Source organism: Microbacterium sp. LMI13-1-1.1 (assembly GCF_040815625.1).
Classification (GTDB): domain Bacteria; phylum Actinomycetota; class Actinomycetes; order Actinomycetales; family Microbacteriaceae; genus Microbacterium; species Microbacterium forte.
In genome coordinates this window covers 895801-919691 of sequence record NZ_JBFPNL010000001.1, presented here as the reverse complement: position 1 = coordinate 919691, position 23891 = coordinate 895801, and the positions used below count along the sequence as shown (strand labels likewise).

At 68.3% G+C, this 23891-nt stretch carries 21 protein-coding genes; 18 read left to right on the top strand and 3 right to left on the bottom strand.

Annotated features, from left to right (window positions below; all coding sequences use genetic code 11):
* The first annotated feature begins 31 nt into the window (after positions 1 to 31).
* From secD to MRBLMI13_RS04415, 3 genes are all read left to right on the top strand, one after another.
* Positions 32 to 1762, top strand: coding sequence for a protein translocase subunit SecD (secD, locus tag MRBLMI13_RS04425; RefSeq protein WP_309688701.1), 1731 nt, complete (start codon positions 32 to 34; stop codon positions 1760 to 1762).
* A complete protein-coding gene (gene secF, locus MRBLMI13_RS04420) occupies positions 1762 to 2751 on the top strand; it encodes a protein translocase subunit SecF (protein WP_042540578.1) in 990 nt (329 codons plus the stop codon). The genes secD and secF overlap by 1 nt, the downstream gene beginning before the upstream one ends.
* Positions 2752 to 2819: 68 nt before the next feature.
* Complete coding sequence (locus MRBLMI13_RS04415) at positions 2820 to 5069, top strand: RelA/SpoT family protein (protein ID WP_042540575.1); 2250 nt, start codon at positions 2820 to 2822, stop codon at positions 5067 to 5069.
* Here the strand turns inward: MRBLMI13_RS04415 and MRBLMI13_RS04410 are convergent.
* Both MRBLMI13_RS04410 and MRBLMI13_RS04405 read right to left on the bottom strand, forming a co-directional pair.
* Positions 5056 to 5607: a hypothetical protein gene (locus tag MRBLMI13_RS04410; RefSeq protein WP_367820161.1), complete on the bottom strand. Its 552-nt coding sequence runs from the start codon at positions 5605 to 5607 to the stop codon at positions 5056 to 5058. The two genes, MRBLMI13_RS04415 and MRBLMI13_RS04410, sit on opposite strands and share 14 nt — an antisense overlap.
* Before the next feature lie 61 nt (positions 5608 to 5668).
* Positions 5669 to 7027: a DUF349 domain-containing protein gene (locus MRBLMI13_RS04405; protein ID WP_079112825.1), complete on the bottom strand. Its 1359-nt coding sequence runs from the start codon at positions 7025 to 7027 to the stop codon at positions 5669 to 5671.
* Between the two features lie 215 nt (positions 7028 to 7242).
* Between MRBLMI13_RS04405 and nirB the strand changes: the two genes are divergently transcribed.
* The 4 genes from nirB to MRBLMI13_RS04385 are packed head-to-tail and all read left to right on the top strand — an operon-like array spanning position 7243 to position 12075.
* Positions 7243 to 9822, top strand: coding sequence for a nitrite reductase large subunit NirB (gene nirB / locus MRBLMI13_RS04400; protein ID WP_367820164.1), 2580 nt, complete (start codon positions 7243 to 7245; stop codon positions 9820 to 9822).
* Positions 9819 to 10187, top strand: a complete 369-nt coding sequence (gene nirD, locus MRBLMI13_RS04395) for a nitrite reductase small subunit NirD (protein ID WP_367820166.1) — start codon at positions 9819 to 9821, stop codon at positions 10185 to 10187. The genes nirB and nirD overlap by 4 nt, the downstream gene beginning before the upstream one ends.
* Positions 10184 to 10951 (top strand): uroporphyrinogen-III C-methyltransferase, encoded by a 768-nt coding sequence (gene cobA, locus MRBLMI13_RS04390; RefSeq protein ID WP_367820168.1) that lies wholly within the window; start codon positions 10184 to 10186, stop codon positions 10949 to 10951. Before nirD ends, cobA begins: the two co-directional genes overlap by 4 nt.
* Complete coding sequence (locus MRBLMI13_RS04385; RefSeq protein WP_367820170.1) at positions 10948 to 12075, top strand: uroporphyrinogen-III synthase; 1128 nt, start codon at positions 10948 to 10950, stop codon at positions 12073 to 12075. The genes cobA and MRBLMI13_RS04385 overlap by 4 nt, the downstream gene beginning before the upstream one ends.
* Positions 12076 to 12158: 83 nt before the next feature.
* Here the strand turns inward: MRBLMI13_RS04385 and MRBLMI13_RS04380 are convergent, their stop codons facing one another.
* A complete protein-coding gene (locus MRBLMI13_RS04380; protein ID WP_309688681.1) occupies positions 12159 to 12455 on the bottom strand; it encodes a hypothetical protein in 297 nt (98 codons plus the stop codon).
* Positions 12456 to 12566: 111 nt separating this feature from the next.
* Here MRBLMI13_RS04380 and MRBLMI13_RS04375 point away from each other — a divergent pair, with 111 nt between their 5' ends.
* From MRBLMI13_RS04375 to aroQ, 11 genes are all read left to right on the top strand, one after another.
* On the top strand, positions 12567 to 13898 hold the full coding sequence (locus MRBLMI13_RS04375) for a replication-associated recombination protein A (RefSeq protein ID WP_367820172.1): 1332 nt from the start codon (positions 12567 to 12569) through the stop codon (positions 13896 to 13898).
* 161 nt (positions 13899 to 14059) lie between these two features.
* Positions 14060 to 14689 carry a 30S ribosomal protein S4 gene (gene rpsD, locus MRBLMI13_RS04370; protein ID WP_052492801.1) on the top strand — a complete coding sequence of 210 codons (630 nt, stop codon included), beginning with the start codon at positions 14060 to 14062 and terminating at the stop codon, positions 14687 to 14689.
* 105 nt (positions 14690 to 14794) lie between these two features.
* A complete protein-coding gene (locus MRBLMI13_RS04365; protein WP_056376937.1) occupies positions 14795 to 14983 on the top strand; it encodes a hypothetical protein in 189 nt (62 codons plus the stop codon).
* An 81-nt stretch (positions 14984 to 15064) separates the two neighbouring features.
* Positions 15065 to 17725: an alanine--tRNA ligase gene (gene alaS, locus MRBLMI13_RS04360; protein WP_056376934.1), complete on the top strand. Its 2661-nt coding sequence runs from the start codon at positions 15065 to 15067 to the stop codon at positions 17723 to 17725.
* Positions 17722 to 18198, top strand: a complete 477-nt coding sequence (gene ruvX, locus MRBLMI13_RS04355) for a Holliday junction resolvase RuvX (RefSeq protein WP_056376932.1) — start codon at positions 17722 to 17724, stop codon at positions 18196 to 18198. The genes alaS and ruvX overlap by 4 nt, the downstream gene beginning before the upstream one ends.
* Positions 18198 to 19718, top strand: coding sequence for an endolytic transglycosylase MltG (gene mltG / locus MRBLMI13_RS04350; protein ID WP_367820175.1), 1521 nt, complete (start codon positions 18198 to 18200; stop codon positions 19716 to 19718). Before ruvX ends, mltG begins: the two co-directional genes overlap by 1 nt.
* Entirely contained in the window at positions 19715 to 20527 is an 813-nt protein-coding gene (locus MRBLMI13_RS04345) for a shikimate dehydrogenase family protein (protein ID WP_367820177.1), read from the top strand. Before mltG ends, MRBLMI13_RS04345 begins: the two co-directional genes overlap by 4 nt.
* A 54-nt stretch (positions 20528 to 20581) precedes the next feature.
* Positions 20582 to 21811 carry a chorismate synthase gene (gene aroC / locus MRBLMI13_RS04340; RefSeq protein WP_042536615.1) on the top strand — a complete coding sequence of 410 codons (1230 nt, stop codon included), beginning with the start codon at positions 20582 to 20584 and terminating at the stop codon, positions 21809 to 21811.
* On the top strand, positions 21795 to 22313 hold the full coding sequence (locus MRBLMI13_RS04335) for a shikimate kinase (RefSeq protein WP_079112816.1): 519 nt from the start codon (positions 21795 to 21797) through the stop codon (positions 22311 to 22313). The genes aroC and MRBLMI13_RS04335 overlap by 17 nt, the downstream gene beginning before the upstream one ends.
* On the top strand, positions 22310 to 23398 hold the full coding sequence (gene aroB, locus MRBLMI13_RS04330) for a 3-dehydroquinate synthase (RefSeq protein WP_079112815.1): 1089 nt from the start codon (positions 22310 to 22312) through the stop codon (positions 23396 to 23398). Before MRBLMI13_RS04335 ends, aroB begins: the two co-directional genes overlap by 4 nt.
* Complete coding sequence (aroQ, locus tag MRBLMI13_RS04325; protein WP_056376921.1) at positions 23395 to 23832, top strand: type II 3-dehydroquinate dehydratase; 438 nt, start codon at positions 23395 to 23397, stop codon at positions 23830 to 23832. The genes aroB and aroQ overlap by 4 nt, the downstream gene beginning before the upstream one ends.
* Positions 23833 to 23891 lie beyond the last annotated feature (59 nt).

Sequence of the window (23891 nt, the reverse complement as noted above, 5' to 3'; positions counted from 1 at the left end):
GCACTCCGGCATCTTAGAAAGCTGATCACACGTGGCCACTTCTTCCCCGGTCCGTCATGCCTGGCGGGTCCTCATGGGCCTGCTCCTGGTGACGGGCGTCCTCTTCGGCATCAACGCCCTCGGCGTCCACGTGTTCGAGAAGAGCTCCTGGTCTCCTGAGCTCGCGCTCGACCTCCAGGGCGGCACGCAGATCGTGCTGAGCGCGGAGACCGAAGACGGAGCTGCGCCCTCGCCGGAGCAGCTCGATCAGGCGGCGGCGATCATCCGACAGCGCGTCGACGCGTCTGGCGTGGCCGAGGCAGACATCACCACGGAGGGCGGCCGCAACATCGTGGTCCAGATCCCGGGTGTCGCCGACGAGCAGACGCGTGCCCGAATCCAGTCCAGCGCGCAGCTCGAGTTCCGCCCGGTGCTCGCCACGACCGCAGGCACCAACCAGTACGTGGGTGAAGACGGCAACGAGACGGCCTATCCGACTCCGGACGACTCGCTGAACGCGACGCCGACGGCCGAGCCGACGGATGCGAGCGACCTCGCATGGGTGACAGACCGGCTGGCCGCAGAGTTCCAGGCCTACGACTGCGCCAACCCCGACAACGACCCCTCGAACGCGCCCAAGGATCAGCCGCTCATCGCGTGCGATCCCTCCGGGCAGGCGAAGTACCTGCTGGGACCGACCGAGCTCACGGGCGATGCGATCACGGACGCCTCGGCAGGCCGTGACCCGAGGACGGGCGCGTGGCTCGTCCAGCTCACCATGAACGGAGACGGCGCCGAGGCATTCGGCGAGGTCAGCACCCGCCTCAACCAGAACCGCCTGGCTGAGCTCTCGCCGCGTGACCAGTTCGCCTTCGTCCTCGACGGGTCCGTCATCAGCGCACCGCGCATGAACGGGCAGATCCTCGACGGCCGCCCCAGCATCTCGGGCGACTTCACCCAGGAATCCGCGACCGCCCTGGCTGACCAGCTCAAGTTCGGCGCGCTGCCGCTCAGCTTCGAGGTGCAGAGCTCCGACACGATCTCGGCGACCCTGGGCACACAGCAGCTCCAGATCGGCCTCATCGCCGGACTCATCGGTCTCGCTCTCGTGGCGATCTACTCGCTGATCGTGTATCGCGCGCTCGGAACCGTGATCATCGCCTCGATCGCCGTGATGGCGGTGCTCACCTACGTCATCATCTGCATCCTCGCGTGGCGACTCGGGTTCCGCCTGTCGCTCGCCGGCGTCGCGGGTCTCATCGTCTCGATCGGCTTCACCGCCGACTCCTTCATCGTCTACTTCGAGAGGATCCGAGACGAGCTGCGCGACGGCAAGTCGATCACTTCGGCGGTCGAAGACGGCTGGGGCAGAGCCAAGCGGACCATCTACATCTCGAAGTCGATCAACATCCTCGCGGCCGTCGTGCTGTACATCCTCGCTGACTCCACAGTGAAGGGCTTCGCCTTCACACTGGGTCTGACGACCCTCATCGACGTGTTCATCTTCGTGATCTTCACCCACCCGGTGATGCAGCTGCTCGCTCGCACGAAGTTCTTCGGCGGCGGACACAAGCTCTCGGGCCTCGACCCCGAATCGCTGGGCGCGGTGTACCGCAGCCGGTCGCAGTTCCGTCAGGTGCCGACCGCCACGGCGGGGCGCGGTGCGAAGAACGCCAGGGCCAAGGGTGAGGCCGAGCGCCGTCAGACCATCGCAGAGCGCAAGCGCGCCGAAGCACTAGCCGGTGACAGATCCAGCCGCACCGGAAGCGAGGGGGATGCCTGATGGCTTCCATGAATGAGTTCGGCAACAACCTGTACTCGGGAAAGACCTCTTTCCCGTTCGTCGCCAAGCGCCGCCTGTGGTTCATCATCGCGATCGCGCTGGTCGTCGGTTCGGCGCTGGTGCCCCTCCTGCGCCCGATCCAGTTCTCGATCGAGTTCACCGGCGGGTCGCAGTTCACGGTGCAGGCGCCCGACAGCACCGACCAGCGGACCGCGACCGACGCAGTGCAGTCCGTCGTGCCGGGTGCAGCGACCAAGGTCGTCGTCATCAACGGCAGTGACATCCGCGTGCAGACCGATCAGATGGGCGCGGATGAGACCCAGCAGGTCTCCAACGCTCTGGCCGATGCCTTCGGAGTGGAACCCGACAGCGTGACGTCGTCGTTCATCGGCCCAGCATGGGGCGAGAACGTCACCAGGCAGTCGTTGTGGGGACTTGCGATCTTCCTCGCACTGACCTTCCTCATCCTCGCCATCTACTTCCGCACCTGGAAGATGTCCGCGGCTGCGATCGTCGGCCTTCTGGATGTGCTCGTGATCACCGTCGGCGTCTACGCCCTCGCCGGTTTCGAGATCTCGCCCCCGGCGGTGATCGGTTTCCTCACGATCCTCGCCTATTCGCTGTACGACACGACGGTGGTGTTCGACAAGATCAGGGAGAACACGACGGAGGACGGCGAGAACTCGTCTCGGACGTTCGGCGAGTCGGTCAACCTCGCGGTGAACCAGACGCTGGTCCGATCGATCAACACCTCGGTCGTGGCCGCCCTGCCCGTGGGAGCGGTGCTCTTCATCGGCGCCTTCTGGCTCGGTGCCGAGTCGCTCACGGACATCTCGCTCTCGATCTTCGTCGGCATCCTGGTCGCGACCTACTCGACGCTGTTCGTGGCTGCTCCGCTCTACTCGCTGTTCCGCGAGAACGAGCCGCAGATCGCGGCGCGCGACGCGAAGATCCGCGAGGCGCGAAGCCTCGCAGCCGCAGAAGCCTGATCGTCCCCGCTCCTCGGGGCCGCACCCCGCAGGGCACGCGTAAACTGTTGTGATTCGGAGGTGAGCGGATGGCGGAACCGCAGACGGCGTCGCAGGGCTCCAGCCTGAGACGACTGGTTCCCCGCATCTTCTCCCGCGCGCCCAGGATCAACGACCTCGACAATCTGATCCGCACGGTGCGTGCGAATCACCCCAAGGGCGATCTGGCCGTCATCGAACGCGCCTACGCCGTGGCGAAGGAGAAGCACGCAGGGCAGCAGCGGCAGAGCGGTGAGCCGTACATCACGCACCCGCTCGCTGTCGCACAGATCCTCGCCGAGATGGGCCTCGGCCCTCGAGCGATCGCCGCAGCCCTGCTGCACGACACCGTCGAGGACACCGGCTATGCCCTCACCGACCTCACGGCGGAGTTCGGCGACGAGGTCGCGATGCTCGTCGACGGCGTCACCAAGCTCGACAAGGTCAAGTACGGCGAGAGCGCGCAGGCCGAGACCGTCCGCAAGATGATCGTCGCGATGTCGAAGGACATCCGCGTGCTGCTGATCAAGCTCGCCGACCGGCTGCACAACGCCCGCACCTGGGGTTTCGTCCCTCCTGAGAAGGCCGCGAAGAAGGCGAAGGAGACGCTCGAGATCTACGCGCCTCTCGCCAACCGCCTCGGCATCCAGGCGATCAAGTCGGAGCTCGAAGACCTCTCGTTCGCCGTGCTGCATCCGAAGATCTACAACGAGATCCACAACCTCATCGCGCAGCGCACGCCGCAGCGCGAGAAGTATCTCGCTCAGGTCGTCGAGGAGATCGACGAGGATCTGCGCGATCTGCGCATCCGCGGCAAGGTCGTCGGTCGTCCGAAGCAGCTGTACTCCGTCTACCAGAAGATGGTGGTGCGAGGTCGCGAGTTCGACGACATCTACGACCTCATCGGCATCCGGGTGCTCGTCGCCTCCGTTCGCGACTGCTACGCCGTGCTCGGGGCGATCCACGCGCGGTGGACCCCGCTTCCCGGGCGCTTCAAGGACTACATCGCGACCCCGAAGTTCAACCTGTACCAGTCGCTGCACACCACGGTGATCGGTCCGTCCGGACGCACGGTCGAGATCCAGATCCGCACGCATGAGATGCACCAGCAGGCGGAGTACGGTGTCGCCGCACACTGGATGTACAAGGAGCGGATGAACGGCGGGAAGGCCGAGGTCCGCGCGTCGGACAGCGACATGGCCTGGCTCGCCCACATCTCCGACTGGCAGGCCGAGACGGCCGACCCGGGGGAGTTCCTCGACTCCCTGCGGTTCGAGATCGGCGCCAAAGAGGTCTACGTCTTCACTCCCAAGGGTCGCGTGGTCGGTCTCCCGGCCGGCGCGACACCCGTCGACTTCGCCTATGCCGTGCACACCGAGATCGGTCACCGCACGATGGGCTCGAAGGTCAACGGCCGTCTCGTGCCGCTGGAGTCGGAGCTCAAGAGCGGCGATGTGGTCGAGGTCTTCACCTCGAAGAACCCCGACGCCGGTCCGAGCCAGGATTGGCTCGGCTTCGTCAAGAGCACTCGCGCGCGCAACAAGATCCGCGGATGGTTCACGAAGGAACGTCGTGAAGAGGCCATCGAGCAGGGCAAGGAGGCCATCGCTCGCGCGATGCGCCGCCAGAACATGCCGCTGCAGCGGTTGATGAGCCAGGACTCGTTCGCCGAGGTGGCCCACCAACTCCGCTACGAGGACGTCTCGGCCCTGTATGCCGCTGTGGGCGAGGGGCATGTCTCGACGCAGTCGGTGCTCGAGAAGGTCACCGCGCTGGTCGCGGCGACCGACCCCGCCACAGGTCCGATCGACCTCCCCGGCAGCATGCCCTCGCGCGAGCCCCGCTCCGGCGATTCCGGAGTGCTCGTGCGTGGTGCATCCGACATCCTGGTCAAGGTCGCGAAGTGCTGCACCCCGGTGCCCGGCGATGCGATCGTCGGGTTCGTCACCCGTGGCAGTGGCGTGTCGGTGCACCGCACGGATTGCCCGAACGTCAAGGCGCTCGAGAGCGACGAGGACCGATTCGTCGAGGTGTCCTGGGCGCCGACGACCAAGAGCGTGTTCCGCGTGCAGATCCAGGTCGAGGCTCTCGACCGTTCGGGTCTTCTCTCGGATGTGACCCGTGTGCTCAGTGAGCACCACGTCAACATCCTGTCGGCGACGGTCAGCACCACGGACGAGCGCCTCGCGATCAGCCGCTTCGTGTTCGAGATGGGCGATGCCGTGCACCTCGACCGCGTGCTGAACGCCGTGCGACGCATCGATGCGGTGTACGACGTCTACCGCGTCACCTCGTCCTGACGAGGAGCCTTTCGAGTGCACCGCGACCGGCCCGTTTTCCCGGCACGCGGATCATGGTGTCGATCTCGCTGAGTGCGACCGAGACGAGGGCCGGCTCGGTGTCGGCCAGCAGCAGCATCCATCGCCGCAGCGACTCGTCGCGGTGCAGGCCCAGGGCGAGATCGACCATCGTGCGCTGGGGCGTCATGACGGGCACCCCGCCGATCAGCTCGATGTGCGTGCGAGACAGCGCGGTGTCGTGCAGGATCACCCGAGGGGGCAGCGCTGCGCGGATGCGGTGGCCGACCGCACGTCTGACATGGTGGCGAGCGGGCGGAGCATCACCGGCCCCGTGAATCCATGCGGCGGATGGACCGGAGGCAGCTGTGTCGGCGGGGACGAGACCCGCGATCGCAGCCGCCCTCGCGCTCGGGCTCTCGATGAGATCGGCGGGAATGTAGCCCTCGCCGAGGTCGACCAGGTGCCCGTCGATCCTCGCCGCGCTGAGCTCGGGGATCGTGAGCCGTTCACCGGGCAGGTACAGGAACGCGGGGTGCATCACGCCAGTCTGGCGCGGTGCACCCCGCGTTCCGTGTCGATCGGAGGATCTGTGGAGAATTTCAGCCGCCGAGCGCGTTCAGCCAGGCGCGGCGCGCTTCGAGCGCATCCGCTGCGGCCTTGGCGGCCTTCTTGTCTCCCGACTTCTCTGCGGCGGCGAGCTCGGCCTCGAGCTTCTCGATCGCCTCGAGGAGCTGCGAGCTCATGTCGTTGGCGCGCGCCTTGGTCTCGGGGTTGTTCTTCTTCCAGTCGACTTCTTCACGAGCCTTGAGAGCCTGCTCGATCACGCGGAGGCGATCGTCGAGCGCCCGCTCCTTGTCTCGGGGGAAGATGCGACCGATCTCGTCCCACTGGCGCTGGATGCCGGTGAGCAGCGCGCGGGCGCGCTTGATGTTGGGCTCGTCGGCCACGGCCTTCGCCTCTTCGAGCAGAGCCTGGCGAGCCTCGATCTTCGGAGCGGAGTCTGCCTCTTCCGCAGCCGACTGCTCGGCCCGCGCCGAGTACAGCGCGTCTCCCGCCGCCTTGAACCGTGCCCACAGCGCGTCGTCTGCCTTGCGTCCGGCGCGGCCGGCGGCCTTCCATTCGTCGAGCAGGGTGCGGTACGCAGGGATGCCGTCGACGCCGCGCGGTGCGAGTGCCTCTGCGCGCTCGACCAGACGGGTCTTCGCGTCGCGGGCGGTCTTGTGCGTGTCGTCGAGCTCGGAGTAGAACGCGCGGCGTGCCTTGTCGACCGTGCCGCGTGCATCGCGGAACCGCTTCCAGAGCTGCTGCGAGACGCCCTTCGACAGGCGCGGACCGTTCTGCTGCTGTGCCTGCCAGGCGTCGAAGAGCTCGCCGAGCTCAGCGGTGACCTGCTTCCACTGCACCTTCGACAGGTCGCGGGCGGCGATCTCCTCGGCACGCTCGACGAGGGCCGTGCGATCGGCGATGGCCTTGTCGACCAGTTCCTTCGCCTGCTGGGCCTCCTGAGCCGTCGCCTCGGAGAGCGAGGAGGTCAGGGCGTTCAGTCGCTCGCGGAGTCCGGCGAGGTCGCCGACGGCGGCCGCATCCGTCGCCTCGGCGAGAAGATGGCCCGCCTGCTTGACGAGGTCGGCGGCGGAGGCGCCCCCGGCCTGGTGGCGCTGCTCGAGCGTGTGCACTTTGAAAGCGATGTCCTCGTACTTGCGCACGAAGTAGGCGAGCGCCTCGTCGGGGGTGCCGTCAGGGTACTGTCCGACGACGCGCCAGTCCTCGCCCTCGCGGACCTCGACGGTGCCGTCGTCTGTGACGCGGCCCCACTTCGCGGCGTCGGAGGACGACGCGGCGCTGGCGGCAGCAGCTGCCGGCGCGACGGCAGCCGGCGTCGGCACCTTTCGCGGCAGGGGCGCAGCCGGGGGAGCGGGAACGGGGGGAGTCGGCTTCGACGGCTCTGTGGCAGACACGGTGATTCTCCTTGCGCGGTAGGGCCCGCGGGAGGCGGAAAGGACGAGCTTCAGCCTAGTACGAGAGCGAGGTTGCAATGTGGTGGTCGGATCTCACAATGGCCGTTACCGATCTGTGAGCGAATCGTTCGACGCACGAAACACCGGGCGTCACATGCGGGAAACACCAGGCTCCTATCGTCGCCTTCACGACGTCCCCCGGCGATTGGAGCAGTATGAACGAGGTCTTCCTCACCCCCAAGGAGATCGTCGTCGTGGGTGCCGGTATGGTCGCCCACCGGTTCGTCGAGAGCCTGATCAGCCGGGCTGACACGCCGATGCATGTGACGGTCATCGGCGACGAGGCGCGCCGGCCCTATGACCGGGTCGGTCTCACCGGATTCTTCTCTGGGGCGACGCCGGAGGATCTCGAGCTCGATCCCTCGGTCTTCGACGACTTCCGCGTGCGGTTCATGGCCGATGACAGGGTGCTGCGGATCGACCGTTCGGCTCGCACCATCACGACCAGATCGCGCAGGAGCATCCCGTACGACACGCTCGTGCTCGCCACAGGCTCCTACGCCGCCAAGGTCGCCGTCGACGGGGCCGACCTGCCAGGATGCTTCGTCTACCGCACCCTCGAAGATGTGCACTCGCTCAAGGAGTTCGTCTCGGCGCGGAGCCGGATGCTCGGCCGTCCGCTGCGCGGCGCCGTCATCGGCGGAGGTCTCCTCGGTCTCGAGGCCGCCGGCGCACTGCAGGGGATGGACGTGGAGGCGACGGTCGTGCAGTACTCCGATCGCCTGATGTCGGCGCAGCTGGACTCCGCAGGGGGAGGAATGCTCAAGCGACTGCTCGAGGCGCGAGGGATCTCGGTGCGCACTCAGTCGCGCACGACGCGTCTCGACCCTGACGAGTCGGGTGCGGTCACCGCACTCGAGTTCCAGGACGGTTCGGTCGAGAGAGCCGACGTCGTCGTCTTCACGGTGGGTGTCCGCCCGCGCGACGAGCTCGCACGCAACGCGGAGATGCTCGTGGATCCGCGGGGTGGCATCATCATCGACGACCGGTGCTCGACCTCCGACCCGCACATCCTGGCGATCGGCGAGGTCGCCAGCTTCGAGGGTCGCTGTGTCGGTCTCGTGGCACCCGGATATGCGATGGCGGAGGTCGCAGCCACCCGACTCCTCGGCGGTGACGCGGCGTTCCCCGGATACGACGACTCCTCGAAGCTCAAGCTCTCGGGAGTCGACGTCGCGAGCTTCGGCGACGCGATGGCGACCACTCCGAACGCTCTCGACGTCGTCTATGCCGATCCGGTGGCCGGGGTCTACAAGAAGCTCGTGCTGTCGGACGACGCGCAGACGCTGCTCGGTGGGATCCTCGTCGGAGACGCGGCAGCCTACGGCGCCCTGCGCCCCCTGGTGGGCGCGAAGCTCGGGGCGGACCCTGCCGCGTACCTGCTGCCGGAAGGTGGCAATGAGGCGCCCGGCGGCGAGCTGCCGGACGAGGCCGTCGTCTGCTCGTGCTCCAACGTGACGGCTGGACGCATCCGCCAGGCGGTGCACGAGGAGGGCTGCACCGATGCCGCCGCGGTGAAGGGGTGCACGAAGGCAGGCGCCACCTGTGGGTCCTGCGTCCTGATGGTCAAGAAGGTCGTCGGTCAGGAGCTGACGAAGCTCGGTCAGACCGTGTCGCACGCGCTGTGCGAGCACTTCGATCTCTCGCGCCGCCAGCTGTTCGACGCGGTGCGGGTCGCGCAGCTCACGACGTTCAGTGCGATCGTCGACCGGTTCGGGCGCGGGCGCGGGTGCGACATCTGCAAGCCGGCGATCGCCAGCATCCTGTCCGTCCTCGTCGGAGCCCATGTGCTCGACGGAGAGAACGCCACGCTGCAGGACACCAACGACCATGTGATGGCCAACATGCAGAAGGACGGCACCTACTCCGTCGTGCCGAGGATGGCCGGCGGAGAGGTCACTCCGGAGGGACTGATCGCGATCGGGCAGATCGCCAAGGACTTCGCGCTGTACACGAAGATCACCGGCGGTCAGCGCATCGACATGTTCGGGGCGCGGCTGGAGCAGCTGCCGCTGATCTGGCAACGTCTGGTCGACGCCGGCTTCGAATCGGGCCAGGCGTACGGCAAGTCGCTGCGCACGGTGAAGTCGTGCGTCGGCTCGACGTGGTGTCGATACGGAGTGCTCGACGCCGTCGGCATGGCGGTCAAGCTCGAGCTCCGCTATCGAGGGCTTCGTGCGCCGCACAAACTCAAGCTCGGCGTGTCCGGGTGCGCTCGCGAGTGCGCCGAGGCGCGGGGCAAAGACGTCGGCGTGATCGCCACCGAGACCGGATGGAACATGTACGTGGGCGGGAACGGCGGATTCACTCCGCGGCACGCCCAGCTGCTGGCCTCCGATCTCGACGACGAGGGGCTGATCACGGCCATCGATCGGTTCTTCATGTACTACATCCGCACGGCCGATCGTCTGCAGCGGACGGCTCCGTGGTGCGAGGATCTCGAAGGGGGTCTCGACGGCCTCCGAAGCGTGATCTTCGACGACAGCCTCGGTATCTGCGCCGATCTCGACGAGGCGATGGCGCAGCACGTCGATCGCTACGAGGACGAGTGGGCGGCGACCCTCGCCGACCCCCTCAAGCTCGAGAGGTTCCGGTCATTCGTGAATGCCGCCGACACACCTGATCCTTCGCTCGCCTATGTCTCGGAGCGCGGCCAGATCCGTCCGGCCACCGCGGAAGAGCGCCGCACCGGCGGGGTCCTCATCGCCGGGACCGCGCTGGAGGTGCGTCGATGAGCCTCGCGATCGACGCCGCGACGCACGTGCGGGTCTGCACGATCGGCGACCTCGAGGTCGAGAGGGGCCGCGCGGCTCTCATCGACGGACAGCAGGTGGCGCTGTTCCTCCTTCCCGACGGGACGGTGCTCGGCGTCGACAATCTCGACCCCTTCTCGGGTGCGCACGTCATCTCACGCGGGATCGTGGGCAGCCGGGGGAACACACCCACCGTCGCCTCTCCACTGCACAAGCAGGTCTTCGATCTGCGCACAGGCGAGTGCCTCGAGACCCACGGCAAGCCGCCTGCGGCGCTGCGGGTGTGGCCGGTCGCGATCGACGACGGCACCGTGTACGTCGGGCCACCGGAGAGCACGGGCCCATGAGACGCGCACGAGTGGGCAGGGTCGACCTGATCGGCGGAGGGCCGGGTCCGGCCGATCTCATGACGGTGCGCGCGTACCGACTGCTCATGGCGGCGGATGTCGTGATCGCCGATCGCCTCGGTCCGTTCGAGGAGCTCAGACACGAGCTGCCACCGCATGTCGAGATCATCGACGTCGGCAAACGCCCGGGACATCATCCGGTGCCGCAGCACGAGATCGACGCTCTCCTGGTGGACCGCGCTCTCGCAGGGCATCGGGTGGTTCGCCTCAAGGGCGGGGACCCGTTCGTTCTCGGGCGCGGGGGAGAAGAGGTGCTCGCGTGCGAGGCCGCCGGCGTGCCGGTCAGTGTCACACCGGGCGTCAGCAGTGCGATCTCCGTGCCTCAGTCCGCGGGCATCCCCGTGACCCACCGCGGCGTCGCGTCGGCCGTGCACATCCTCAACGGCCACGGCGACCTCACCGCGAGCGCGATCGCGTCCATGTCCGATCCGTCCGTCACCACCGTGATCCTGATGGGGGTGGCGTCGATGCCTCGCCTGGCCGCTTCAGCCGTCTCGCACGGCGTGCCGGGGGACATCCCCGTGGCGATCGTCGAGAACGGACACACCGAGAGGCAGCGGACGATCCGCAGCACCCTCGCGCAGGCGGCCGCGGATGCGGACTCGGCCCAGGTGGTGAATCCGGCCGTGATCGTGATCGGCGAAGTCGCCCGGGCAGGGCTGCTGCTGCCGACACCGGCGATGATCGCGGAGAGCATGACATGACCACTGCGCGCGCACTCGACTCCGCGCTGGCCGGGTGCACGATCATCGTCGCCGCCGACCGTCGCTCGGTCGATCTGGCGACCGCTCTCGAGCGGCGGGGCGCGGTCGTCCATCGAGCACCCGCGCTGAGCATCGTCACCAACTCCGACGACGCCGAACTGCTCGCTCGCACCGAGCGAGTGATCGCTTCTCCACCGGACATCGTGATCGTCACCACCGGGGTCGGGTTCCGCGGATGGATGGATGCCGCGCACGAGCACGGCCTCGACGGGCAGCTCGACCGAGCCCTGCAGGGTGCGCACTTCGTCGCTCGGGGCCCGAAGGCGCACGGTGCGATCCAGCAGGCGGGCTTCACGGCCGACTGGGTCGCCGAGTCCGAGACATCGGCCGAGGTCGGCGAGTACCTCCTCGCCTCCGGAGTGGCGGGGAAGCGGATCCTCGTGCAGCATCACGGCGCCGGCGCGGACGGACTCGACGAGTTGCTGACGGATGCCGGCGCAGAGGTGCTGAGCATCACCGTCTACCGCTGGGGCCCTCCTCCGGACCCGGACGTGGTGCGACGCTCGGCGCTTCAGGCGGCCGGCGGGGAGGCAGACGCCGTGCTGTTCACGTCGGCCCCGGGAGCGGCATCGTGGATCGCGTTCGCCGAGGAATCCGGCGCGCTGGAGAGCGTCAGAAGGCGCGCCGAATCGGGGCGCCTCCTGCTCGCCTGCGTGGGGCCGATCACCGCCGCGCCTCTGCACACCGCGAACCTTCGCACCACGATCGCCGACCGGGGGCGTCTCGGATCGCTCGCCCGGACCGTCATCGCGCACTTCGGAGGGGGGAAGGCGCCGTCTCTGCCGACCGATGCCGGACTCGTCGAGGTGCGGAGCGGCGGAGTCCTCGTGGACGGTGCGTTCATCCCGCTCTCCCGGTCGGCGGCAGCGCTGATCGAGGCACTGGCCTCGGCAGGGGGCCGCGTGCTCTCGCGAGCCGAACTCGGCGGGGTGCTTCCGGGGGCGGAGCGCAACGGACACGCGGTCGAGGTCGCCGTCGCACGGCTGCGGGAGGCGCTCGGCGGTAACGAGCTCGTGCACACCGTGGTGAAGCGGGGCTATCGTCTCGCGGTCACCGAGTACTGAGCGGCGTCGCAGCGGCGACCGGAGCAGCACGAGCCCCAGATCGCACGACGCGCGGGAGGGTGGCCGGGTGGTCGCTCAGCGGGTCACTCGGCAGGGGCGTCCGTGGGCGCGGGCTCAGGGGTCGCCTGATCCGACGGCAGCGGAGCGTCGGTCGGTTCGACGGTCGGCGTAGGGGAGGGCGCTGGCGGGTTCACCTGAGCGTGCACGACCTGACTCACGATGGCGCCGGCGACGATCAGCACGCCGACGACCACGGCGATCGCGTTGTCGCGGGTGCGGCGGCGGATCTGCCCCTCGTGCCACGTCTTGCGGGCTGTGTGCAGGCGCGCGCGCTCCGCTTCGGTGCGCGACTGCTGCGTGCTCTTCCCGCGTCCGGCCATTGCGTGCTCCCTTACTCGACGTGAATGTGCAACGTCGCCTGAGAGCCTACCGTCGAGATCGCGCCGTCCTGTTCTGCCCGAAGTGTCGGTGCCCCGCGTTAGCCTGGACGGATGACCTCCGCAGCTGCACTGCTCTCCGGGCAGACGCCCCTCGCCGTGCGCATGCGCCCCGTGTCGCTCGATGAGGTGGCGGGCCAGAAGCACCTGCTGCGCGCCGGTTCTCCCATCGTCGCCCTGGCCGATCCCGCTGCCACCTCGCCGGGTGCCGTCTCGATCATCCTGTGGGGGCCGCCCGGCACCGGCAAGACCACCCTCGCTCAGGCGATCGCGCGCTCATCCGGGCGCAGGTTCGTCGAGCTCTCGGCGATCACCGCCGGCGTCAAAGACGTGCGCGAGGTCATGCAGGAGGCGATCACCCAGCGGGACGTCTACGGCCAGACCACGATCCTGTTCCTCGACGAGATCCATCGATTCACCAAGGCGCAGCAGGACGCGCTGCTGCCCGGCGTCGAGAACGGGTGGGTCCTGCTGATCGCCGCGACCACCGAGAACCCCTCGTTCTCGGTGATCTCGCCGCTGATGTCGCGGTCGCTGCTCCTGACCCTGCAGCCGCTGACAGACGACGACGTCGGACTGCTCGTCGATCGGGCGGTGACCGATGCGCGCGGACTCAACGGCGCGGTCACTCTCGCCGATGACGCGCGTGCTGCCCTCATCCGACTGGCGTCCGGCGATGCTCGACGCGCGCTCACGGGGCTTGAGGCGGCTGCAGCCGTCGCTCTGTCGAAGGGCAAGGAAGGCGCGGTGCCGGCCGCGACCGCCGACGATGTCGCCCAGGCCGTCGACAAGGCCCTGCTGCGGTACGACCGCCAGGGTGACGAGCATTACGACGTCATCAGCGCGTTCATCAAGTCGATCCGCGGCTCCGACCCCGACGCCGCACTTCACTACCTCGCCAGGATGATCGAGGCGGGGGAGGACCCCCGTTTCATCGCGCGGCGTCTGGTGATCTCGGCGTCCGAAGACGTGGGTCTCGCCGATCCTCAGGCGCTCTCGATCGCGGTCGCCGCCGCCGATGCGGTCGCCTTCATCGGCATGCCCGAGGGGCGGATCCCGCTCGCCGAGGCGACCGTCTACCTCGCCACGACCGCCAAGTCGAACGCGGCGTACGTGGGAATCGACGCGGCGATCGCCGACATCCGCTCCGGCGGGTTCGGTCGGGTGCCGCTGCACCTGCGCGACGCCCACTATCCCGGTGCCAAGCGGCTCGGCCACGGACGCGGCTACGTCTACCCGCACGACGGCGAGTTCGGCATCCTTCCGCAGCAGTATCTGCCCGACGAGCTGCGCGGAAAGCGGTACTACGAGCCCAAGAACCTGGGCGCTGAGCGAGACATCTCGGCCCGCCTGGAGCGCATCCGTCGCATCCTCGACGGCCGGTGACACGAATCTGTTAGACTGGATCGGCTCGAAACCAAGTTTTCGGGCATCTCCTCGTTCACACCCCACCTTGCTGGCGCCCCGGCGTGCGCTCCAAGGCAGAACGCGGACGATACGTCCGTGAGTCGTGAAAGACGCGACCACGTCATCGGAAGGATAACTTCGTGACCACGAAGTCCCAGGACCGCCGCAAGGTGCGTCTGAGCCGTGCACTCGGCATCCCGCTCACCCCGAAGGCCGCCCGCTACCTCGAGAAGCGTCCCTACGCTCCGGGCGAGCACGGCCGCACCAAGCGCAAGGCTGACAGCGACTACGCCGTCCGTCTTCGTGAGAAGCAGCGTCTGCGCGAGCAGTACGGCATCCGCGAGAAGCAGATGCGCAACACGTTCAACGAGGCTCGCCGTCAGGAAGGCCTGACCGGTGAGAACCTGGTCGAGCTGCTCGAGATGCGTCTCGACGCCCTCGTCGTGCGTTCGGGCTTCGCCCGCACCACCGCGCAGGCTCGTCAGCTCGTCGTGCACCGTCACATCCTCGTCGACGGCCAGCTCGTCGACCGCCCGTCCTTCCGCGTGAAGCCGGGTCAGCTCATCCACGTCAAGGCCAAGAGCGAGGGCACCGAGCCCTTCCAGGTCGCAGCAGCCGGCGGTCACGCCGAGGTCCTGCCTCCCGTTCCCGGCTACCTCGAGGTCGAGCTCGACAAGCTCCAGGCTCGCCTGGTTCGTCGCCCGAAGCGCGCCGAGGTCCCCGTGACCTGTGAAGTGCAGCTCGTCGTCGAGTACTACGCAGCTCGCTGAGTTCAGCTTTTCCGCAGAAGGCGTCGGGGTCACCCGACGCCTTCTGTCGTTTCCGCATACGATGGAGGCACCGCGCCCACGCGGGCCAAAGGCAAGGATGGCGACATGAAGAACGTGCAGTGGTTCCTGATCGGTGTGATCGGCGGCTTCGTCGCGGCGCATCTCATGAACAACGACCCGCGCGGTCATGAGATCCTCGCCGAGGTCGACGCCCGCTTCAACGAGTTCACGGGGATCGTCGGCGATGCCTTCCGCGCGGAGCAGGCTCGTCTCACCGACCCCTCTGACGACTGACCGTCGCGGCCCCCTCGCCGCGACATCACGTCAGCCGTCACGCCCTTCCACACCCTGTACGCAAGGACACCTGGCACCCCTATGAAAACTGCGGAGATCGCGGAGCGGTATCTCGACTTCTTCGAGAAGAACGACCACCTCATCGTCCCCTCGGCCTCGCTGGTCAGCGACGACCCGTCGCTCCTGTTCACCGTCGCCGGAATGGTGCCGATGATCCCGTACCTCACCGGGGTCGTGCCCGCACCGCATCCGCGCATCGCCGATCTGCAGAAGTGCATCCGCACCAACGACATCGAAGAGGTCGGCAAGACCGCGCGTCACGGCACCTTCTTCCAGATGATGGGCAACTGGTCGTTCGGCGACTACTTCAAAGAGGGTGCGATCCGCTACGCGTGGGAACTCCTGACGAGCTCCGAGGCCGACGGCGGCCTCGGCTTCGACGAGAAGGACCTCTGGGTCACCGTCTATGAGACGGATGACGAGGCCGAGGCCATCTGGCGTGACATCATCGGCCTCAAGCCCGAGCGCATCCAGCGTCTGGGGCGCGCCGACAACTACTGGAACACCGGCCAGCCCGGCCCCGGTGGACCGGACTCCGAGATCTTCTTCGATCGCGGCCCCGCATATGGCAAGGATGGCGGCCCGGCCGCCGACGACTCGAGGTTCCTCGAGATCTGGAACCTCGTGTTCATGCAGGACTTCATCGAGAACATCCGGGGCAAGACCGAGTTCGACATCGTGGGGGAGCTGCCCCAGAAGAACATCGACACCGGCATGGGACTCGAGCGCGTCGCCTTCCTCAAGCAGGGCGTCGAGAACATGTACGAGACCGATCAGGTGCGCCCGGTGCTCGACCGTGCTGTCGAGCTCTCGGGTCGACGCTACGGAGCCGTGCACGAAGACGACGTCCGCTTCCGGGTGGTCGCCGACCACGTGCGCTCGTCGCTCATGCTGCTGTCGGACGGCGTTCGCCCGTCCAACGAGGGCCGCGGCTACATCCTCCGACGCCTGATGCGTCGCACTGTGCGCTCGATGCGTCTGCTCGGTGTCGACGAGCCGGTGTTCCCCGAGCTCTTCGCCACCTCGCGCGACGCGATGAAGTCCGCCTACCCCGTGCTCGAGAAGGAGTGGTCGACTCTCTCCGCTTCGGCGATCGCCGAGGAGGAGACCTTCCGCCGCACGCTGGCATCGGGATCCACGATCCTCGACCTCGCGCTCGATGAGACGAAGAAGAGCGGCGGAGCGTCGCTGAGCGGCTCCGAGGCGTTCCTGCTGCACGACACCTACGGCTTCCCGATCGATCTCACGCTCGAGGTCGCCGAGGAAGCGGGTCTGGCGGTCGACCGCGAGGCGTTCGACACCCTCATGCAGGAGCAGCGCTCGCGCGCCAAGGCCGATGCACGCAATCGCAAGCGTCAGCTCGCGGACGTCTCCGTGTACCGCGATCTCCGGGCTCTGGGCGAGACGGGCTTCGACGGATACTCCGAGCTCGAGGTCGACTCGCGCATCCTCGGAATCCTCGTCGACGGCCACACCGTTCGCAGCGCCGCAGAGGGGCAGATCGCCGAGGTCGTGCTCGCCGAGACCACGCTGTACGCCGAATCCGGTGGGCAGGTCGCCGACAAGGGCGTGATCGTCGGCCCCGGGTACGAGCTCGAGGTGCTCGACGTGCAGCGCCCGGTGCCCGGACTCATCAGTCACACCGTCGAGGTCACCCGCGGTGTCGTCGCCGTCGACGATGCGGCCACCACCGTCGTCGATGCGGCGAATCGACGCGCGGCTCGCCAGGCTCACTCCGCGACGCACCTCGTGCACGCCGCGCTCCGCGACACCCTCGGTCCGACGGCGACGCAGGCCGGTTCGCTCAACCGTGCGGGCTACATGCGGTTCGACTTCTCGTGGTCGCAGGCGCTCTCGGCTGACACGCGCACCGAGATCGAGGAGATCACCAACCGCGCCGTCAACGACGCCCTCGAGGTCACGACACGAATCGTGACGCTCGATGAGGCGAAGGATGCCGGAGCCATGGCTCTCTTCGGCGAGAAGTACGGCGATGTCGTGCGCATGGTCGACATCGGAGGGCCGTGGTCTCGCGAGCTGTGCGCGGGAACCCACGTCAGCACGAGCGCGGAGATCGGTCTCGTCAGCGTCGTCGGCGAATCGTCCGTCGGTGCGTCGAACCGACGCATCGAAGCGCTCGTCGGTCAGGATGCGTTCCGCGAGCTCGCGGCAGAGCGTGCGCTCGTGTCGCAGCTGACGACCTCGCTCAAGACCCCTCGCGATCAGCTCGCCGAGCGCATCGCCGATCTCTCCGCGAGCCTCAAGGCGGCGGAGAAGCGCATCGCGCAGTTCGAGTCCAAGGAGCGCGCGGGTCGTGTTCCCGCCATCGCCGATGCGGCGAGCCGCGTCGGCGCCTTCCGGGTCGCTGCGCAGTCGCTCGGCGAGGTGGCTTCGGCCGATGACGTGCGCGAGCTCGTCCTCGCTGTCCGGGACCGCCTCGGTTCCGACGCCGCCGTCGTCGCGCTCGGGGCCTCGGTCAACGGTCGCCCTGTGGTGGTCGTCGCGACGAACGACGCCGCCCGTGCGGCCGGTGCCAAGGCCGGAGCGCTCGCGAAGCGCGCCGCTTCGGTGCTCGGTGGAGGCGGCGGCGGTCGTGATGACGTCGCTCAGGGCGGTGGGACCGATGTCGCAGCTCTGCAGTCGGCGCTGGAGGCCGTGTCGCAGGAGCTGCAGTCAGCGTGAGCGGATTCCGCCGCGGGGTGCGCATCGGCATCGATGTCGGGCGGGCGCGCGTCGGGGTCGCTCGCTGCGATCCGGACGGCATGCTCGCGGTGCCCGTCGAGACGGTGCAGCGGAACGAGCAGGCGATCGACCGGATCGCCACGATCGCCGAGGACTACGACGTGCTCGAGTTCGTCGTCGGACTGCCCGTCAACCTGATGGGTGCCGATACGGCATCGACGACGGATTCCCGTGAGTTCGCGGTCGCCCTCCAGGCTCGCACAGGCACTCCTGTGCGGCTCGTGGACGAGCGGCTCAGCACGGTCACTGCACACGCCGCGTTGCGTTCTTCGGGCAGAACACAGAAGAACTCTCGTAGCATTGTGGATCAGATCGCCGCGGTGGTCCTGCTGCAGCAGGCGATCGACACGGAGAAGAGCACCGGAAACCCGACCGGTGCCACGATTCCGCTCGACGAGGAGTCCCCCCGATAATGCCCGAACGTGAGAGTGCTTCGCCCCAGCACGATCCGGACGCCCGCCTGGGTGACCTGTTCGAGAACCTTCCCGACCCGGCGCAGCAGATCCCGACGGTGGACAACACGCCACCCGCGCCCGGGTCTCGTCGAGCGGCACGCGAAGCCGCCGCCGCGCAGTCGTCCACTGACCCTGCACGCCCGTCCGCGGACACGTCGACGGGTGAGGACGTGTCGACCCGAGCGATGCCGACGGCCGCTGCCGAGGACCCCGCCGTGTCGACGCCTTCGGCGGATCCGACGGCCTCCGCGGAGCGAGCCTCCGACGCCCCGTCGGGCGGGCCGACCGGCGACGGTGCTCCGGCCCGGGCCGGCGACGGCTCCGCGGCAGGCGGCCGTCTGGAGGACCTCTTCCACGGACATCCCGAGGACCACACCGGCAACCGACCGCCGGCGAAGAAGAAGCGTCGCACAGGGTGCCTCGTCGCCCTCGTCATCGTCCTCGCGGTGATCGGCGGCATCGTCGGCGCAGGCGTCTGGGCGTGGAACGCGTACGGTGACAAGATCAGCGATGCCCTCGGCTGGGGCGATCCGAAGGACTGGGAGCCGGGGATGGCCACCGGCGAGGTGCTCGTCACGATCCATGAGGGCGACACCGGCGCCCCCGTGTCGGCGGCGCTGCACGAAGCCGGCGTCACGCGCACGGAGGATGTCTTCTACGACTACCTCGTCACCGAGAACATCGCGGTCACCTTCTATCCGGGCATCTATTCCCTGAAGGAGAAGATGACGGCCGAAGCGGCGCTCGAGGCGCTGCAGAACCCCGAGAACAAGCGCGAGAACTCCGCCAGCGTCGGCGAGGGCGCGACCATCGAATCCTCGCTGCCCGACATGGCCGAGTCTCTGGGCATGCCCGTCGAAGAGCTTCAGGCTGCGGTCGACGCGGATCCTGCGACCTACGGTGTCAGCGCGCAGAGCCTCGAGGGGTGGCTCTTCCCGGCCGTCTACACGTTCGATCCGGAGGTGACGGCCACGCAGGTGATCCAGCGCATGGTCGATCGCACGAAGGAAGCGCTGACGGAGGCCGGGGTGCCCGCCGAGGATGCGCAGCGCGTGCTGACGATCGCGTCGATCATCCAGCGCGAGGGCCTCACCGCAGACTTCCCGAAGGTGTCGCGCGTGATCGAGAACCGTCTCGACATCGACATGAAGCTGCAGATGGACTCGACGGCGCAATACGGATACGGCTCGCTCCACGAGGGTGTCGTCTCGAGCTCCGCCGAGGCGCTCGAGGACGACAACCTGTGGAACACCTACGTGCACACCGGCCTGCCGGTCACACCGATCGCCAGCCCGAGCTTTGCGGCGATCGATGCAGCGATGCACCCCGCCGACGGTCCGTGGCTGTACTTCGTGACGACGAACCTCGCCACCGGCGAGACCCAGTTCTCGGTCACCTATGAGGAGCACCTCCAGGGCGTCGAGAAGTGGGAGCAGTGGTGCCAGGAGAATCCTGACGGGGGATGCTCGGCCGGATGACCCAGCGGCGCCTCGCGGTGTGGGGAGACCCGATCGCGCATTCCAAGTCACCCCAGCTGCACTCCGCGGCATACGCCGCACTCGGTCTCGACTGGGAGTACACGCGCCGCCGAGTCGACGAGGCGGCATTCATCGAGGCGCTGGAGACTCTGGACGATTCGTGGCGGGGGCTCTCGCTCACGATGCCCCTCAAAGAGAAGGCCCATCGAGCCGCGCGAACGCACGATCGCTACGCGGACCTCACCGGAGCGGTCAACACGCTCCTGCTGACCGGTGGGATCAGCGGGTTCAACACCGATGTCGGCGGGATCGTCGATGCCCTGGGTGAGCAGGGTCTGCTCGACATCGACCGGGTCCGCATCCTCGGCGCCGGTGCCACGGCCTCATCCGCTCTGGTCGCGTGCGTCGAGGCGGGAGCCCGCTCGATCGATGTGCGGGCACGCCGACCTGAACGCGCCGCCGCGGTCGTGGCTCTCGGGCATCGGCTCGGTGTCACGATCTCGGCGTCTCCCTTCGATGCCGACCTGCCCGACGTCGGGCTCACCGTGGCGACGCTGCCCGGTGGCACGGCGCTCGATCCCTCGACCTCTGCGCGGCTGTCTGCGAGCGGGGGAGTGCTGTTCGACGTCGCCTATTCGCCGTGGCCGTCGGCTCTCGCATCGGCATGGAGCGACGGCCGCGCCGTCTCCGGTGAGGGGATGCTGCTGCGCCAGGCCGTGCGGCAGGTCCGGATCTTCCTGCACGGCGACCAGAGCGTTCCGCTGCCCTCCGAGGAGGCCGTGGTCGCCGCGATGAAGGCCGTTCTGTAGTCACCGGTCGTCACGCGGCACGATCCGAGTCGAAAGGCGTGGGAGACTAGAGCAATGCTCCGCGTGCTCACGGCCGGCGAATCGCACGGCCCAGAACTCATTGCCGTCATGGAGGGTCTGCCTTCAGGCGTCCCTGTGTCCTCCGAGGCGATCCAGGCCGATCTCGCACGTCGCAAGCTCGGCTATGGGCGCGGCTCGCGCATGAAGTTCGAGCAGGACGAGCTGACGATCTCGGGCGGCGTCCGCCACGGCAAGACCCTCGGCAGCCCGATCGCTCTCCGCATCGGCAACACGGAGTGGCCGAAGTGGATCGAGGTCATGAACCCCGAACCCGTCGAGCTGACAGACAAGTCCCGTGGCCGGAGCGCACCGCTGACCCGCCCGCGGCCAGGACACGCCGATCTCGTGGGCATGCAGAAGTATGACTTCGACGAAGCACGGCCCATCCTCGAGCGTGCCAGCGCACGAGAGACGGCTGCCAGGGTCGCCCTCGGCGCCATCGCCCGCTCGTTCCTCGGCGAGCTGGGCATCCGCCTCGTCAGCCACACGCTGTCGATCGGGCCGGTACGCGTGCCGGACGGCGCTCCGCTTCCGACCCCCGAAGACGTCGACACGCTCGATGCCGATCCGCTGCGTTGCTTCGACGCGACGACCTCCGCCCTCATGGTGGAGGAAGTCGATGACGCGAAGAAGGACGGCGACACCCTCGGTGGGATCGTCGAGGTGCTCGCATACGGTCTTCCGCCCGGACTGGGCTCGCACGTGCACTGGGATCGCCGTCTGGACGCACGTCTCGCACAGGCCCTCATGAGCATCCAGGCGATCAAGGGCGTCGAGGTCGGCGACGGCTTCGAGACCACGCGCCGACGCGGCTCCGCCGCTCACGACGAGCTGTTCGCGACCGCAGACGGCATCTCGCGCGGCTCGGACCGCGCGGGAGGCACCGAGGGCGGGATGTCGACCGGAACGGTGCTGCGCGTGCGCGCGGGAATGAAGCCGATCGCCACGGTGCCGCATGCTCTTCGCACGATCGACGTCGCCTCGGGCGAGGACGCCACCGCACACCATCAGCGCTCTGACGTGTGCGCCGTGCCGGCGGCCGGAGTGGTGGCCGAAGCCATGGTGGCCGTCGAACTCGCCAATGCCGTGCTCGAGAAGTTCGGGGGCGACAGCATCGGCGAGACCCGCCGCAACCTCGAGGGTTACCTCGCGGCGATCCCGGCCGAGCTGCGCACGACGCCCGCGTCCGAGGCGGCGCTCATCGCGCATGACGAGCGAGGCTGATCCGCTGACGCTGGTGCTCGTCGGTCCGATGGCCGCCGGCAAGACCAGCGTCGGGCGTCGCGTCGCGCGCAAGCTCGGCGTGCCGTTCGTCGACACCGACAAGCGCGTGGTCGCAGCATACGGCCCGATACCGGCGATCTTCGAGCAGCACGGTGAGGCGCACTTCCGCGCGCTCGAGCGCGCCGCGGTCGCAGAGGCTCTGGGGGCGGGCGGTGTGATCTCTCTCGGCGGTGGGGCCGTGACGGACGCGGCCACCCGCACGCTGCTGATCGAGCACCCGGTCGTGTTCCTGACCGTGACCCCTGCGGCGGTCGCCGATCGGATCCACAGCGGCGGACGCCCCCTGCTCGCGGGCGATGACCCCGTCGGGCGTTGGACACAGATCTTCGAAGAACGTCGAGACTGGTATGACGAGGTGGCATCCGTGACGTTCGACACGTCACGGCGCCCCATGCAGCGCATAGCCGACGACATCGTGGCATGGAGGAGAGAACTGGGATGAGTACGACAACCATCAGCGTGACGGGGGAGAACCCCTACGACATCGCCATCGGACGCGGCATCCTCGACCGGGTGTCAGAGGCGCTCGATCCCGGAGTGCGCAAGGTCCTCGTCGTCCACCCGCCCACGCTCGCCGCCCGCGCGGCGGAGCTGCGGGATCGGCTGCTCGCCGACGTCGAGAACGGTCAGCGAGAGGTTCTGCTCGCAGAGGTGCCTGATGCCGAGCAGGGCAAGCGCATCGAGGTGGCCGCCTTCTGCTGGCAGGTGATGGGACAGGCCGACTTCACCCGTTCGGACGCCGTCGTCGGATACGGCGGCGGCGCCGTGACCGATCTCGCCGGCTTCGTCGCGGCGACCTGGCTGCGGGGGGTGCAGCTCGTCCAGGTGCCCACCACCGTGCTCGGCCTCGTGGACGCATCGGTGGGCGGCAAGACCGGGATCAACACCGCCGAGGGCAAGAACCTCGTCGGCGCTTTCTGGGCACCTCGCGCGGTGATCGGCGACCTCGACGAGCTCGCCAGCCTCAGCCCGAACGAGGCGACCGCGGGCTTCGCCGAGGTCGTGAAGGCCGGATTCATCTGGGCCCCCGAGATCCTCGACATCATCGAAGCGGACCCCGCGCGCGCCGTCGACTCGACGACACCCGAGTTCCGTCGGGCGATCGAACTGGCCATCGACATGAAGGCGCAGGTCGTCTCCGACGACTTCCGCGAAGCGGGCCAGCGCGAGATCCTCAACTACGGCCACACCCTCGGCCACGCGATCGAGCATGCCGAGCGATACCGCTGGCGCCACGGTGCGGCCGTCTCGATCGGCATGCTGTACGCGGCTGAGCTGTCGCGACTCGCCGGCCGACTGTCGGACTCCGCCGCCGAGCGTCACCGCACGATCCTCGACTCGCTCGGGCTGCCGACCGGCTATCGTGCCGGTGCATGGCCACAGCTGCTCGCGACGATGCAGCGCGACAAGAAGAGCCGGGGTGGCATGCTGCGGTTCATCCTCCTCGACGACATCGCCAAGCCCACCGTGCTGCAGGCGCCGGACGAGTCGCTGCTCTTCGCCGCCTACCAGGAGATCGGCGAATGACCCGTCGCATCCTGCTCGTCAACGGTCCGAACCTCAACCTGCTCGGCAGCCGCGAGCCCGAGGTCTACGGCACGGCGACACTCGCCGATGTCGAGAAGCTCACCGCTGCGGCCGCCGAGGCGGAGGGCTTCGAGCTCCGGGCGCTGCAGAGCAATCACGAGGGGGTGCTGATCGATGCCATCCACGCCGCGAGGGAGGACTGCACTGCGATCATCATCAACCCGGGCGGGCTCACGCACACGAGTGTGGCGCTGCGCGACGCCCTGACCGGCGTCGCTCTGCCGTTCGCCGAGGTGCACATCTCCGACGTGTACGCGCGGGAGGAGTTCCGGCACCATTCCTACCTCCACGATGTGGCAGCGGTGCGTGTGATCGGCGAGGGCGTCGACGGCTACGCGAGCGCTGTGCGGCAGCTCGCAGCGCTCATCGCGTAGAATCGACTCTCGGCCCACCCCAGTCCACCTCGGACGCGAGCGGCCCCCAGACTCTAGAA

Bases quoted from the DNA above. Each gene is read 5' to 3' on its own strand.
- aroQ (WP_056376921.1), top strand. From the start codon at position 23,395: ATGACCCGTCGCATCCTGCTCGTCAACGGTCCGAACCTCAACCTGCTC.
- aroB (WP_079112815.1), top strand. From the start codon at position 22,310: ATGAGTACGACAACCATCAGCGTGACGGGGGAGAACCCCTACGACATC.
- MRBLMI13_RS04380 (WP_309688681.1), bottom strand. From the start codon at position 12,455: ATGGCCGGACGCGGGAAGAGCACGCAGCAGTCGCGCACCGAAGCGGAG.
- MRBLMI13_RS04365 (WP_056376937.1), top strand. From the start codon at position 14,795: ATGAAGAACGTGCAGTGGTTCCTGATCGGTGTGATCGGCGGCTTCGTC.
- MRBLMI13_RS04375 (WP_367820172.1), top strand. From the start codon at position 12,567: ATGACCTCCGCAGCTGCACTGCTCTCCGGGCAGACGCCCCTCGCCGTG.
- mltG (WP_367820175.1), top strand. From the start codon at position 18,198: ATGCCCGAACGTGAGAGTGCTTCGCCCCAGCACGATCCGGACGCCCGC.
- MRBLMI13_RS04415 (WP_042540575.1), top strand. From the start codon at position 2,820: ATGGCGGAACCGCAGACGGCGTCGCAGGGCTCCAGCCTGAGACGACTG.
- secF (WP_042540578.1), top strand. From the start codon at position 1,762: ATGGCTTCCATGAATGAGTTCGGCAACAACCTGTACTCGGGAAAGACC.
- MRBLMI13_RS04345 (WP_367820177.1), top strand. From the start codon at position 19,715: ATGACCCAGCGGCGCCTCGCGGTGTGGGGAGACCCGATCGCGCATTCC.
- aroC (WP_042536615.1), top strand. From the start codon at position 20,582: ATGCTCCGCGTGCTCACGGCCGGCGAATCGCACGGCCCAGAACTCATT.
- MRBLMI13_RS04335 (WP_079112816.1), top strand. From the start codon at position 21,795: ATGACGAGCGAGGCTGATCCGCTGACGCTGGTGCTCGTCGGTCCGATG.
- MRBLMI13_RS04410 (WP_367820161.1), bottom strand. From the start codon at position 5,607: ATGCACCCCGCGTTCCTGTACCTGCCCGGTGAACGGCTCACGATCCCC.
- alaS (WP_056376934.1), top strand. From the start codon at position 15,065: ATGAAAACTGCGGAGATCGCGGAGCGGTATCTCGACTTCTTCGAGAAG.
- nirD (WP_367820166.1), top strand. From the start codon at position 9,819: ATGAGCCTCGCGATCGACGCCGCGACGCACGTGCGGGTCTGCACGATC.
- MRBLMI13_RS04385 (WP_367820170.1), top strand. From the start codon at position 10,948: ATGACCACTGCGCGCGCACTCGACTCCGCGCTGGCCGGGTGCACGATC.
- cobA (WP_367820168.1), top strand. From the start codon at position 10,184: ATGAGACGCGCACGAGTGGGCAGGGTCGACCTGATCGGCGGAGGGCCG.
- nirB (WP_367820164.1), top strand. From the start codon at position 7,243: ATGAACGAGGTCTTCCTCACCCCCAAGGAGATCGTCGTCGTGGGTGCC.